The organism is Sinomonas sp. G460-2, assembly GCF_047759905.1.
GTDB lineage: Bacteria > Actinomycetota > Actinomycetes > Actinomycetales > Micrococcaceae > Sinomonas.
Genome location: NZ_JBKZWT010000102.1, coordinates 1 through 11,679 on the forward strand (window position 1 = coordinate 1; position 11,679 = coordinate 11,679).

Annotated in this window: 14 protein-coding genes and 1 tRNA gene; 10 read left to right on the forward strand and 5 right to left on the reverse strand. The window is 69.4% G+C overall.

The features are described 5' to 3' along the window. Positions 1-858, reverse strand: an 858-nt coding sequence (locus ACLN58_RS11315; protein WP_415855359.1) for a sugar kinase, incomplete at its 3' end; no start/stop codon positions are given. Between the two features lie 165 nt (positions 859-1,023). Here ACLN58_RS11315 and ACLN58_RS11320 point away from each other — a divergent pair. Then, the gene (locus ACLN58_RS11320; protein WP_415855360.1) at positions 1,024-1,656 is read left to right on the forward strand and encodes a bifunctional 4-hydroxy-2-oxoglutarate aldolase/2-dehydro-3-deoxy-phosphogluconate aldolase; all 633 of its coding nucleotides are present in this window, start codon (positions 1,024-1,026) and stop codon (positions 1,654-1,656) included. Positions 1,657-1,730: 74 nt separating this feature from the next. Here the strand turns inward: ACLN58_RS11320 and ACLN58_RS11325 are convergent, their stop codons facing one another. Continuing rightward, positions 1,731-3,176 carry a catalase gene (locus ACLN58_RS11325; protein WP_415855361.1) on the reverse strand — a complete coding sequence of 482 codons (1,446 nt, stop codon included), beginning with the start codon at positions 3,174-3,176 and terminating at the stop codon, positions 1,731-1,733. A gap of 45 nt (positions 3,177-3,221) precedes the next feature. Beyond that, positions 3,222-3,680 carry a Fur family transcriptional regulator gene (locus ACLN58_RS11330; protein WP_415855362.1) on the reverse strand — a complete coding sequence of 153 codons (459 nt, stop codon included), beginning with the start codon at positions 3,678-3,680 and terminating at the stop codon, positions 3,222-3,224. Between the two features lie 174 nt (positions 3,681-3,854). On the opposite strand from ACLN58_RS11330, the gene ACLN58_RS11335 reads away from it, so the two are divergent. The 6 genes from ACLN58_RS11335 to ACLN58_RS11360 all read left to right on the forward strand — a co-directional run bounded on the left by ACLN58_RS11335 (position 3,855) and on the right by ACLN58_RS11360 (position 9,468). Beyond that, positions 3,855-4,661 carry an esterase/lipase family protein gene (locus tag ACLN58_RS11335; RefSeq protein ID WP_415855363.1) on the forward strand — a complete coding sequence of 269 codons (807 nt, stop codon included), beginning with the start codon at positions 3,855-3,857 and terminating at the stop codon, positions 4,659-4,661. A gap of 29 nt (positions 4,662-4,690) precedes the next feature. After that, positions 4,691-5,572: a zinc metalloprotease HtpX gene (gene htpX / locus ACLN58_RS11340; RefSeq protein ID WP_415855372.1), complete on the forward strand. Its 882-nt coding sequence runs from the start codon at positions 4,691-4,693 to the stop codon at positions 5,570-5,572. Positions 5,573-5,679: 107 nt separating this feature from the next. Further along, positions 5,680-6,951: an MFS transporter gene (locus ACLN58_RS11345; RefSeq protein WP_415855364.1), complete on the forward strand. Its 1,272-nt coding sequence runs from the start codon at positions 5,680-5,682 to the stop codon at positions 6,949-6,951. Between the two features lie 69 nt (positions 6,952-7,020). Next, positions 7,021-7,494, forward strand: a complete 474-nt coding sequence (locus tag ACLN58_RS11350; RefSeq protein ID WP_415855365.1) for a pyridoxamine 5'-phosphate oxidase family protein — start codon at positions 7,021-7,023, stop codon at positions 7,492-7,494. Positions 7,495-7,607: 113 nt separating this feature from the next. Further along, positions 7,608-8,792: a PP2C family protein-serine/threonine phosphatase gene (locus ACLN58_RS11355; protein WP_415855366.1), complete on the forward strand. Its 1,185-nt coding sequence runs from the start codon at positions 7,608-7,610 to the stop codon at positions 8,790-8,792. Positions 8,793-8,835: 43 nt separating this feature from the next. Beyond that, a complete protein-coding gene (locus tag ACLN58_RS11360; RefSeq protein ID WP_415855367.1) occupies positions 8,836-9,468 on the forward strand; it encodes a 2'-5' RNA ligase family protein in 633 nt (210 codons plus the stop codon). On the opposite strand, the gene ACLN58_RS11365 is transcribed toward ACLN58_RS11360, so the two are convergent. Continuing rightward, positions 9,455-9,673, reverse strand: a complete 219-nt coding sequence (locus ACLN58_RS11365) for a hypothetical protein (RefSeq protein WP_415855368.1) — start codon at positions 9,671-9,673, stop codon at positions 9,455-9,457. The genes ACLN58_RS11360 and ACLN58_RS11365 overlap by 14 nt on opposite strands. 112 nt (positions 9,674-9,785) lie before the next feature. After that, a complete protein-coding gene (locus ACLN58_RS11370; protein WP_415855369.1) occupies positions 9,786-10,271 on the reverse strand; it encodes a YajQ family cyclic di-GMP-binding protein in 486 nt (161 codons plus the stop codon). Between the two features lie 187 nt (positions 10,272-10,458). On the opposite strand from ACLN58_RS11370, the gene ACLN58_RS11375 reads away from it, so the two are divergent. The 3 genes from ACLN58_RS11375 (at position 10,459) to ACLN58_RS11385 (ending at position 11,527) form a co-directional block, all read left to right on the forward strand. Further along, positions 10,459-10,743 (forward strand): hypothetical protein, encoded by a 285-nt coding sequence (locus ACLN58_RS11375; protein WP_415855370.1) that lies wholly within the window; start codon positions 10,459-10,461, stop codon positions 10,741-10,743. A 104-nt stretch (positions 10,744-10,847) separates the two neighbouring features. After that, a tRNA-Tyr gene (locus tag ACLN58_RS11380) sits at positions 10,848-10,929 on the forward strand. 295 nt (positions 10,930-11,224) lie between these two features. Then, positions 11,225-11,527: a hypothetical protein gene (locus ACLN58_RS11385; protein WP_415855371.1), complete on the forward strand. Its 303-nt coding sequence runs from the start codon at positions 11,225-11,227 to the stop codon at positions 11,525-11,527. The last annotated feature ends 152 nt before the right edge of the window (positions 11,528-11,679 follow it).

Genomic DNA, 11,679 nt, shown 5'->3' on the forward strand with positions numbered 1-11,679 from the left:
GGCCGCGGCGACGTGCCCGCGGCGCAGGCTCGCCTTCTGGTCCAGCCCCAGCAGGACGCCGCTCAGGTACCCGGCCGCGAAGGAGTCGCCCGCGCCCACGGGCTCGACGACGCGGACCGCGAGGGCCCGGACCTCCGTGCGCTCGCCGCCTCGCCCCAGCGCGATGGCACTGATCGCCTCGTTCTTGATCACCACGACGTCGGGATCCGGCAAGAGCCGCCGCAGCTCGGCCTCGTCCCCCGTCCCGAACGCGTGCTCGGCCTCGTCGCGGCCCACGAGGACGAGGTCGGCGCGGTTCGCCAGGCTGCGCAGCACGCCGCGGTCGCGGTCCACCCACAGCGGTGCGCGCCAGTTGACGTCGAAGCTCACGAGGAAAGTGCGCGGGCGGGCCAGGAGCGCGTCGAGGAGCGCGAGGCACTCGTCCGAGAGCGCCGCCGTAATGCCGCTCACGTGTACGAGCGAGGCGCGCTCGAGCAGTTCGGCGACGCGCGGCTCGTCGAGGAGCGTGGGGCCCATGGCCGAGGCGGCCGAGCCGCGGCGATAGTAGAGCACGGACGCGGGCGCCGCGTCGGAGGCAGGGACCTTGACGTAGAGTCCCGTGGGGCGAGCGGCGTCCGTCTCGACCCCGGACAAGCCCACGCCCTGCTCGGCGAGCTCGGTGAGGATGCGGGTGCCGAAGCCGTCGCGCCCCACCCGGCTCACCCAATGCGTGTCGAGGCCCATCGCGGCGAAGCCGAGGGCCACGTTGGATTCGGCCCCGCCATTCCGGAGCTCGAGGACCTCGGCGCGCTCGAGCGGCGTCCCCGTCTCGGGGGTCAGCATGGCCATGGTCTCGCCCAGGCACACGGTTGTCAGCATCGCCTCTCGCGCTCCTCGCTAGTGCGCTCGGCTTCTACGATGTCCTCGCGCGGGGATTCTGGCGGCCTTGACGCCAGTTCTGCCCCGATGCTAGACAAGGACAAACACTATTTGCAACCACCGTTGCGAATTATGCAACGCGAACCCGATTGGACCCCACGAGCGATGACTGACGAAGAGTTCACAGCACTGCTCGCCGCGGACCGGACCCTCGCGGTCGTGCGGGCCGCGTCGATTCCCGACGCGGCGGGCCTCGCGGGCGCGCTCGCCTCGAGCGGCATCCGCGTGCTCGAGTTGACCTTCACCACGCCGGACGTCCTCACCCACGTACGACGCGCGGTCGACACCTCGGGCGAGCATGGCGCCACCGTGGGGATCGGCACGGTCCTCACGGGCGATCAGGCCCGCGCCGCGATCGACGCCGGCGCGCAGTTCCTCGTGACGCCCGGTATCCGGACGGAGGTCGCGGCCGTCGCTTCCGCGGCTGGCGTGCCGTTCTGCCTCGGCGCGATGACGCCGTCGGAGGTCGCGCAGGCGGTCGATCTCGGCTCGTCCGTGGTCAAGATCTTCCCGGCGCGCCAGGTTGGCCCCGGGTTCCTCAAGGACCTCCACGGGCCGTACCCCGGCGTCAAGCTCCTGCCGTCCGGCGGGATCGACGCCTCGAACGCCCGGAGCTACCTCGACGCGGGCGCGCTCGCGGTGTGCTGCGGGACGTCGGTGGTCCCGCCGTCGGCCGTCGAGGCCGGCGCATGGGGCGACATCGCGGCTCGGGCCGCCGCCTTCACGGCGGCGCTGTAACCCGAGAGCAGAGTTGCGCCGTCACCCCACGGGGCGTGAACCCCGTGGACGTGACGGCGCAACCTTTTGGGAGACTACTTCCCGAGCTCTGCCCGGAGCTTCGCCCCGAGCTCGGCGTCGACGTTCGTCCAGTACTGGATCGCGCGCTCCTTGATGTCCGGGTTCGCAACGCCACCCACGGCGCCCGCGATCGTCTGCAGGAAGCGGGCGCGGGCCGCGTCGTCGAACACCTCGCGGTAGAGGATGCCCGGCTGCACGAAGTCGCCGTCCTCGGCGTGGAGGGAGTGCGCGGCGAGGGTCAGCGCGCCGTCGTTCTCCCAGCCGCCGGCCGGGCTCGTGGGCTCGGCTGCGGCGGGGCCGCCCGCCGAGTTCGGCGCGTAGACCGGGGTGGTCGGGGCGTTGAAGTGGTAGCGCGCAGCACCGTCCTGGCTGTAGTTGCGCACCTCGTTCTTCGGCGCGTTGACCGGGAGCTGCGCGTGGTTCGTGCCCACGCGGTAGCGGTGCGCGTCCGCGTAGGAGAAGATGCGCGCCTGGAGCATCTTGTCCGGCGAGGCCGCGATGCCCGGCACGAAGTTCGACGGCGCGAACGCGGCCTGCTCGATCTGCGCGAAGTAGTTCTCCGGGTTGCGGTTGAGCGTCATGGTGCCGACCTTGAGGAGCGGGTAGTCCTTCTTGGACCACGTCTTCGTGAGGTCGAACGGGTTGTAGCGGTACGTCTTGGCGTCCTCGTACGGCATGACCTGGACGAAGAGCTCCCAGCTCGGGAAGTTCCCCTCGGCGATGTTCTCGTAGAGGTCCTGGATGTAGTAGTCGGCGTTCTCGCCCGCGATGCGTTCGGCGTCGTCGCCCGTGAGGTTCTCGACGCCTTGGTTCGTGTGGAAGTGGTACTTGACCCAGAAGCGCTCGCCCTCGGCGTTGATCCACTGGTACGTGTGCGAGCCGTAGCCCTGCATGTGGCGCCACGTCTTCGGGAGGCCGCGATCGCCCATGAGCCACGTGACCTGGTGGGCCGACTCGGGGGAGAGCGTCCAGAAGTCCCACTGCATGTCCGCGTCGCGGAGGTGGCTGCCCGGGAGGCGCTTCTGTGAGTGGATGAAGTCGGGGAACTTGATGCCGTCGCGGATGAAGAACACGGGGGTGTTGTTGCCCACGAGGTCGTAGTTGCCCTCGCTCGTGTAGAACTTCACGGCGAAGCCGCGCGGGTCGCGCCACGTGTCGGGCGAACCGTGCTCGCCGGCCACCGAGGAGAAGCGGATGAGCATCTCGGTCTCGACGCCCGGCTGGAAGAGCGCGGCCTTCGTGTACTTCGACACGTCCCCGGTGGTCTCGAACACGCCGAACGCGCCGCCGCCCTTGGCGTGCACCACGCGCTCCGGGACGCGCTCGCGGTTGAACTGCGCGAGCTTCTCGACGAGGTAGTGGTCTGTCAGGATGATCGCACCGTCAGCGCCGACGGACTGCGAGTGGGCATCGGATGTGACGGGGGCGCCGGACTGGGTCGTTGAATAGTTGACCGTCATGACTCTCCTTGGTGATTCGATGTGATGGTTTGCGTGGATGGAAGTTCAGGGGGCTGGAACCACGGCCTGCTTGGCCGCGCAATCGGAGCAGATCCCCACGTACGTGACGTCGGCGATCATGATCGTCATCCCGTGGGTCTCGCTCGGCGTGAGGCATGGCGCGTGGCCCACGGCGCACTCGACGTCTTCGACGCGCCCGCAGACCGAGCAGATCGCGTGGTGGTGGTTGTCGCCCACGCGCGTCTCGTAGAGGGCGGGGGAGTGCGGCGGCTCGAACCGGCGCAGCATGCCGAGGTCGGTGAGGTCGCCGAGGACCACATATACCGACTGCGCCGTGATCTCCGGCAGTTCCTCACGCGCCGAGGTCAGAATCGCCTCGGCCGAGGAATGCGGATGGCGTTCCACGGCGCCGAGCACCGCGAGGCGCTGGCGCGTGACCCGCCGCCCGTGCTCGCGCAGCGAGGCGGACCAGCCCTCGGAGCTTTGGCCGTGCGTGGTTTCCATGAGCCCATTGAAGCACTTATTTTGAGATACTCACAATAAGGTGAGCCTCACCTGAGTCCTGACCGGTGCCTCTAGACCGTGAGCCCCGAAGCCGTGTGACAGGCTCCGCACAGCCATCGTCGCTACGCTGGCGGCAATGGGGGCTTCGTGGCCCCAGGCCTGAAAGGAGCGCGGGTGGAGACATCGGTGCAGCCGAACGCGACCCCGCGACGTGCTTTCGCCGTGGCCCGTGGGGTGGTGCTCGACGCCGGGTACGCGGTCTGGCGGCACGCCGCCTCGCTCGCCCACGGAAGCATCACGGAGCCGAGAGTTCACGCGCCGAAGGCGGCGGCTGCCCGTCCGCTCGCGGCACGGGCGGACGTCGCGGATTCCCCCGCGGCGGAGGCAGGGCCCGCCCGGCCGCCCGCGGCCAAAGCAGACGTGGTCCTCATCCCGGGGATCTACGAGCCCGCGGGCTTCATGGACCCTTTGCGGCGCTGGCTCCAGCGCCGCGGGCACCGCGTGATCGTCCTCCCGGAACTGGGCTACAACCGGCGGAGCATCCCCGAATGCGCGGCCCTCGCCGCCGCGCGCCTGCGCGAGCTCGGGGTGCGCAACGCCGTCGTCGTCGCCCACAGCAAGGGCGGCCTCATCGGCAAGCTCCTCATGACCGCGCCGGACACGGAGCGGCTCGTCTCGCGCATGCTCGCCGTCGGCACGCCGTTCGAGGGCACGCGGTACTCGCGCTACGCGCCCACCCGCCCGCTGCGCTCGTTCTACCCCGAGCACCCGGTCATGGGTCTGCTCGCGAAGAACCTCGAGGTGAACTCGCGGATCGTCTCGGTGGGCGCAGACGTGGACCCTCTCGTGGGGCGGTCCACGGGGCTCGTCGGGGCGCGTAACATCATCCTGCCGGTCACGGGACACTTCCGGATCCTCGAGGATCCGGGGCTTTTCGAGGCCGTCGACGATTTCCTCCGCGCCGGGGAGCAAGCCGGCTGAGTCGTTCGTTGAAGCTGCAGGAGGTCACCGTGCACAACCACTACAACGGGCTCAAGACCGCCGTCCTGTTCGGCGTTCTGTGGGCCGTGCTCCTCGGACTCGGGGGGCTCATCGGCGTCGGAACCCGCAGCGCGGCGCCGATCTGGATCTTCGCCGCGATCGGTCTCGTGACCACGGCGTACAGCTACTGGAACAGCGACAAGATCGCGCTACGCTCCATGCAGGCCTATCCCGTCACCGAGGAGGAGGCGCCGGGCCTGTACCAGATCGTCCGCGAGCTCTCGGAGCGCGCGAACCAGCCCATGCCCCGCATCTACATCTCGCCGACGCAGGCGCCCAATGCGTTCGCGACCGGGCGCAATCCGCAGCACGCCGCGGTGTGCTGCACCGAGGGCATCCTCCACCTCCTCGACGCGCGCGAGCTCCGCGGCGTCCTGGGCCACGAGCTCATGCACGTCTACAACCGCGACATCCTCACGTCCTCGATCGCGGCGGCCGTCGCGGGCGTCATCACGTCCGTCGCGCAGTTCGCGATGTTCTTCGGCGGCGGTGGCGGGCGCGACAACCGCAACGGCAACCCGTTCGCGATCCTCATCCTCGCGCTCCTCGCGCCCTTTGCGGCGAGCCTCATCCAGCTCGCGATCTCGCGCACGCGCGAGTACGACGCCGACGAAGACGGGTCCCAGCTCACGGGCGATCCGCTCGCGCTCGCGTCCGCGCTCAACAAGATCGACGGCGGCGTGCGGGCCAACCCGCTCCCGCAGGACCAGTCGCTCGTCAACACCTCGCACCTCATGATCGCCAACCCGTTCAAGCGCGGCGGCGGCGTCGCGAACATGTTCTCGACGCACCCGCCGATGGCGGATCGCATCGCGCGCCTCGAGGCGATGGCGGGCCAGATCGGGCGCTGAGCCCACCCCACCACGCACGACGGCGGGCCTCACCAGAGACGCGGTGAGGCCCGCCGTCGTGCGTTGTGCTGAGGATCTGGGTGCGCCCGCGCGGGTAGGCTGACTCGGTGCGAAGTCTGCTGGCCGATGTCACCCCACTCCGGGAAAGCGCAGACTTCCGCCGCATCTGGTCCGGGCAGCTCCTGAGCCTCATCGGCTCGCAGCTGACCCTCACCGCCGTGAGCCTGCAGGTCTACGACCTCACGCACTCGAGCTTCAACGTGGGGCTCCTGGGCCTCGTCTCGCTCGTGCCGCTCATCGCCGCCGGGCTGTACGGCGGCTCGATCGTCGACGCGCACGACCGGCGGCTCGTCGCCATCGCCTCCTCATTGCTCCTGTGGGGCACGAGCGCGCTCATCGCGCTCCAGGCGTGGCTGCGGCTCGACAGCGTGCTGCTCATCTACGTGCTCGTGGGGCTGCAGGCCCTCGGGTCCGGGATCAACATGCCCGCGCGCAGCAGCATCATCGCCCGGCTGGTCCGGCCCGAGCTGCTCGCGGCCGCGAACGCCCTCAACATGATCCTGTTCGGCCTCGGCGGGGCCGTGGGGCCGCTCCTCGCGGGCGCGCTCGTGGCGAGCGTGGGCTACGGGTGGACGTACACGCTCGACGTCGTGAGCTTCACGGTGGCGATGTGGGCCCTGTTCCAGCTCCCGCCGCTCCCGCCGCAGGGCGAGGTGCGTCGCGCGGGGCTCCGCTCGGTCGCGGAGGGCTTCCGGTTCCTCGGCACGCGGCCGAATATCCGCATGACGTTCCTCATCGACCTGTGCGCCATGGTCTTCGCGATGCCCCGCGCCCTGCTCCCGGCCGTCGCCACGCTCTCGATCGGCGGCGGCGCCGCGACGGCCGGCGCCCTCCTCGGCGGCATCGCTGCCGGGACCTTCCTCGGCGGGCTCTTCTCGGGACCTGTGGCTCGGCTTCGGTGGCAGGGGCTCGGCGTGCAGTTCGCCGTCGTCGCGTGGGGAGCGAGCATCTTGGCGTTCGGCCTCGTGGTGCTCGGCGCCGGGCGGCACGTACCGGACGGCCCCACGTGGTGGCTCGCGCCCGCGCTCGTCTGCATGGTTGCGGCCGGGGCCGCCGACTCCGTGAGTGGGGCGCTGCGCTCCACGATCCTCCAGGCCGCGACCCCCGACTCCATGCGCGGGCGGCTCCAGGGCGTCTTCACGGTCGTCGTCGCGGGCGGGCCGCGGCTCGGCGACGTGTTCGCGGGAGGCATGGCGGGCTGGATCGGTGAGGGGAGCGCCGTCGTCGTCGGTGCGCTCGTGTGCGTCGCGCTCGTGGGGGTGCTTCAGCTCGCCCAGCCGCGCTTCGGCGAGTACGACGCGCGGCATCCCACGCCGTAGCGCCGTGGGCTCGTCAGGGGCGCTGAGCCACGGGTGTGCGCGGGTTTCGCGCGGTCCTACACTGGGGCCATGTCAAGCCAGCCCATGAGATATCCGCCCGTCACCGAGCTGTCCACGGAAGAGTGCTGGGCGTCGCTGCGCGGCGCCGTGGTGGGCCGACTCGCCGTCGCCGGCCCCGAACATCCCGAGTTGTTCCCCGTCAACTACGTGGTGGACCACGGCACGGTCGTGTTCCGCACTGACCCCGGCGCCAAGCTCGCTGCGTCCCTCGACGAGGCGCGCGTCGCGTTCGAGGTCGATGGGTTTGAACCGTCCACGAATGAGGTCTGGTCCGTGGTGATCAAGGGTCAGCTCGAACCCGTGCTGCAGACCGCGGAGATCGTCGACGCCGTCGCCCTCCCGCTCTTTCCGTGGCAGAGCGGCGAGAAGGCGTTCTTCGTGCGAGTGGTCCCGGTCGCGCTCTCCGGAAGGCGGTTCGTGGTCGCGGATCCCGCGCGGTGGATCTCGCCGCTCACGGGGCTCCGCCGCGCGCGGGAGGAGTGAGGCCACGGGCCTTCTGAGGGCGTCGGGCCGCGGTGCGCGTGTTCAGGGAATCGTCATGGAATTCCCAGCGAGGCGCCCTGCGCGGCCCGCGCCTGATCGGTAGGGTGGAGGCCGTGCATGCCACCCAGGCCGAGATTCGTGCCACCGCCGAGGATCCGCTGCGCCTGCGTGCGCTCCACTTCCTCGAAATTCTCGATACCCGACGTGAGGAACGGTTCGACCGGCTCGTCCGGATCGCCCAGCGGCATTTCGGCGTTCCGATGGTGGCGATCAATTTCATCGACGCGGACCGGCAGTGGACCAAGGCCGAAGCGGGCCTCCCGGGCCAGACCGATGAACTGCTCTCGGAGTCCATGTGTGCGCACACCGTGCACGCGAACACGACCCTCGTGGTGCCCGATACCTCGACCGACGATCGGTTCCGGAACGGCAAGTTCGTCGCGGACGGTGCCCGGTTCTACGCGGGGCATCCGCTTCGCGCGCCGGGCGGGCAGCCCATCGGCTCCCTGTGCATCCTCGACACGAGACCGCGTGAGCTGAGCGATCAGGAGCAGGACGATCTTGCGGACCTCGCGGCGCTCGTCGAGCGGGAGGTGGCGCTCACCAACGAGCTCGACCGCGCGGCCTATGTCCAACAGATGCTCATGCCGCGCGAGGCCCCCGATCTCCCGGGATACGAGCTAGCGGGACTCTGCGTGCCGGCCCGCGACATCGGCGGCGACTTCTACGCTTGGCAGCTGCTCGGCGACGGCAAGCTTCAGGTGCACGTCTCCGACGTCATGGGCAAGGGCATCCCGGCCGCCCTTCTCGCGGCGTCGATGCGGACCGCCGTCCTTGGAGCGGCCCAGTTCAACGATCAGTCGATGGCCGTGGCCAAGGTGGCCTCCGTGGCGGAGACGATCCTTGGCAGCACCGAGACGTTCGCGACGCTCTTCTCGGGGCGGCTCGACCCCGCGAGCGGTACGCTCGAGTACATCGATGCCGGCCACGGGCTCGCGCTCATCCTCGAGGCGGACGGGGGCTTCCGCCGGCTCCAGAGCTCGGGGCTCCCGATCGGCCTCCTGCCCGCGGACACGTGGGAGCTGCACCAGGATCGGCTCGCGCCCGGGGAGATGCTCGTCGTGGTGACCGACGGCATTCTCGACCTGTTTCCCCGGCTCGAGGCGGCGATCGACTATGCCGTGGAGGGCACCGGGCGGCAGACGACGGCGGCCAGCTTCGTGGCGGCCGCGGTCGCCTTGGCGGAAACCGAAGGCGCGCAGGACGACGTCACCGTCCTCGCCCTGCGGCGCCGCTAGCCCGCGTCACCGGGGGTTCACCTAGCCGGGCTACGGTCGTCGCGTGAAGCGATTCTTTGGTGAGCGGAACACCCGATGGGCATCCATGCGCAATCGGCTCCATGTCTACGTCCTGCCCGACGACGAACTCCGGTCGACCCTCGTGGCGCGCCAGAGCGTCCTTGAGGGGGTCGAGTACTGCTCGGTCCAGCCCGAGCCCTATCTGCACGCGACTGTCCAGCAGTTCGCGACCGCTGCGGAGGAGGTCAGCCCCGAGGAGGCTGAGGCGTTCACGGAACGGCTCGCTCTGCTCGCAGAGGACACCGAGCCCTTCTCGATCGAGCTCGGCGCCCCGGTGGCCGACCAGTTCGGGCTCGGGGTGCGCGGCGCGCTCAGCCCCGAGTGGACGAGGCTCGTGGACGGTGTCCGCGAAGCAGCGGCCGCGACCGTCAACAAGGGCCGCGCGATGCCGGCCGCGCCGTTCGGCCCTCACGTCACCCTCGGCTACGGCATCGCCGACGGGAGCAGCGATCGGCTGCAGCGCGAGTCCGACCTCCTGGCCACGGAGCCGCTTCCCGCGCTCAAGGTCGCATCGCTCCATTTCCTCGGCGTCCACCAGGACACCGAGGCAGGGACCTTCACGTGGGACGCGACCGTTCCCTTCGAACTGGGGGCGTCGCGGGTCAGTCGGCGATGAAGAAGGTCTGGCTCTGTCCGACAACCAGGGTCCCAGTGATGGGGCCCGAGGGGTTGCCCAGTTCGGAAGCAGTCATTGACACCTGAAGGCGGGCGGCGTGGCCGCTATTCAGCGCGTCGGCGATCCGATCGACTACCGGTTGCTGTCCTTCGATGCTCTCGTCGTCCACCGAGAACTCAAGTCCTTGGAACCACACTGTCGCCACGTTCTGCCCCTTTCTCCACGCGAACGCTAACAGCACCGATCGGTCCGCGCCAGACAGCTTAAATGACTGCTGATTCCCGGCCTCCAGCAATCACTCGGGAGAATCGCCCTGGTCAGCGGAAGTTGACGAACTGGAGGTCGGCCTCGTCGAAGCCCTTGAGCAGGGTGATGGTGGCCTGGAGGTCGTCGCGGGACTTCGACGAGACGCGGAGCTCGTCGCCCTGGATCTGGGCCTTGACGCTCTTGGGGCCCTCGTCGCGGATGAGCTTCGTGATCTTCTTCGCGTGCTCCTGCGAGATGCCTTCCTTGATGGAGGCCTCGAGGCGGTACTCCTTGCCGGACGCAAAGGGATCGCCGGCGTCAAGCGATTTGAGCGAGATGCCGCGCTTGATGAGCTTGGACTCGAACACGTCGAGGACCGCCTTGACACGCTCCTCGGAGTTGGCCTTCAGGAGGATCTTCTCGCCGCTGAAGTCGATCTCCGCGCCGACGCCCTTGAAGTCGTAGCGCTGCGCGATCTCCTTCTGCGCCTGGTTCAGCGCGTTGGCGACCTCCTGCTTGTCCACCTTGCTCACGACGTCGAAAGTCGAATCAGCCATTGTTGCCTCCTGATCGGTCCGTCGCGGCATGAGTGAAAATTGGCCGCGCGGGGATGTCTGCGGCCAAGCCTAGTGCGTCTCACAGGATCGACGCTGGCGATCACAGTTCACTCTTAGCCGAAGCCCAGCGGGAGCGCATGTAGGCAAGCGAGCGTTGTACTCGACGGAAGCGCTCAAAGGAGGAGCAGTGGCGAGGCATCACGGTTCGAAGTCCACGGTCAAGCGTTCTGCGGCACGCGCCGTCGTCGGTGGCGTTGCCGCTGCGGCTGGTGGGGTCGTCGCCGCGACCCTCGCCGCGGGCATCGTGATGTCTCCCGCGCAGGCCCCGTCCGCCCGCCTCGGCGGGATCCACGACGACCTCCAGCGCGCCGTTCAGCTTCGTCAGATCACGCCCGAACAGGCCGCCCTCTTCGAGGCGAAGCTCTCCCGCGAGATCACCGGAAACGGCGAGAGCAGCTCGACGGACGCGTAGGTGCCGCCCACCGGGGCCGATTCGACTGGTGCACGGATCTTCTGTAATCTTGTCTTGCTCGCGCAGAGGAACACGGCTTCGGCCGCGGCCACTGGCGTGTTCTCGGCAGATTACCCGAGCGGCCAAAGGGGGCTGACTGTAAATCAGCTGGCATTGCCTACGGGGGTTCGAATCCCTCATCTGCCACCCTTGGCGAAACCCCGGTCAACCGACCGGGGTTTCGTCATGTCTGGGGCCGAGCAGTTCCGCCGATTGCCCGCAGCTCCGGCGGCCAGGCGAAGGTCCGCTGGGTTCAACCCCCTCTTCTGCGGCCGGACGGCTCCTCTGCACGGGAGCCTCTTCCCCGATTCCGCCTCGCCGCGTGCACCTCGACCGACTCAGGGCTACGGCCGGCTCAGGGCTACAGCCGAGTGACCTGCCCCGGTTCGGAAACGATTCCATAGATGAAGCACCGTGATTGAGCGAATGGAGCGCCCCGGCCGTGACTGAACCCTTGTTCCTTGAGGTGGGCGACGACCCGGCCAGCCTCGGCCTGCCCGTCGACGAGATCGGGAATTTCGTCATCGCCATGACAGTGCCCGACCTGGCGGTGCCCCGGCTGTCCGTCGTGGTGGACCGTGCGACGGCGGGAATGGTCGCGTACACGGCGCTGCAGGGATACGCGACGGCCCCGCTCAACCTGAGCGCGGTCCGCTGGCTCCGTTCGGGTTGGCCCGACGACTGGCCCAAGCTCGACGAGCCCGCAGAGTGGCTCCGGCCCCCGGGCGAGACCCAGGGCCCCTGAGAGCTACCGCCTGACCGCTACGGCCTGAGGGCTACCGTCCGAGATCCGCGGCGCGGCCACCGGCTCAGTGGTTCGGGACCGGGTCGACCCAGATGCGGGGGCTCTGAACCGAGGGCGTCTGCGGCGTCGGGCTGGAACCAGTCGGCCCGGGG

Excerpts from the sequence above, each read along its gene's own strand:
- ACLN58_RS11320 (WP_415855360.1), top strand. The coding sequence starts at position 1,024 with ATGACTGACGAAGAGTTCACAGCACTGCTCGCCGCGGACCGGACCCTC.
- ACLN58_RS11325 (WP_415855361.1), bottom strand. The coding sequence starts at position 3,176 with ATGACGGTCAACTATTCAACGACCCAGTCCGGCGCCCCCGTCACATCC.
- ACLN58_RS11330 (WP_415855362.1), bottom strand. The coding sequence starts at position 3,680 with ATGGAAACCACGCACGGCCAAAGCTCCGAGGGCTGGTCCGCCTCGCTG.
- ACLN58_RS11350 (WP_415855365.1), top strand. The coding sequence starts at position 7,021 with ATGTCAAGCCAGCCCATGAGATATCCGCCCGTCACCGAGCTGTCCACG.
- ACLN58_RS11370 (WP_415855369.1), bottom strand. The coding sequence starts at position 10,271 with ATGGCTGATTCGACTTTCGACGTCGTGAGCAAGGTGGACAAGCAGGAG.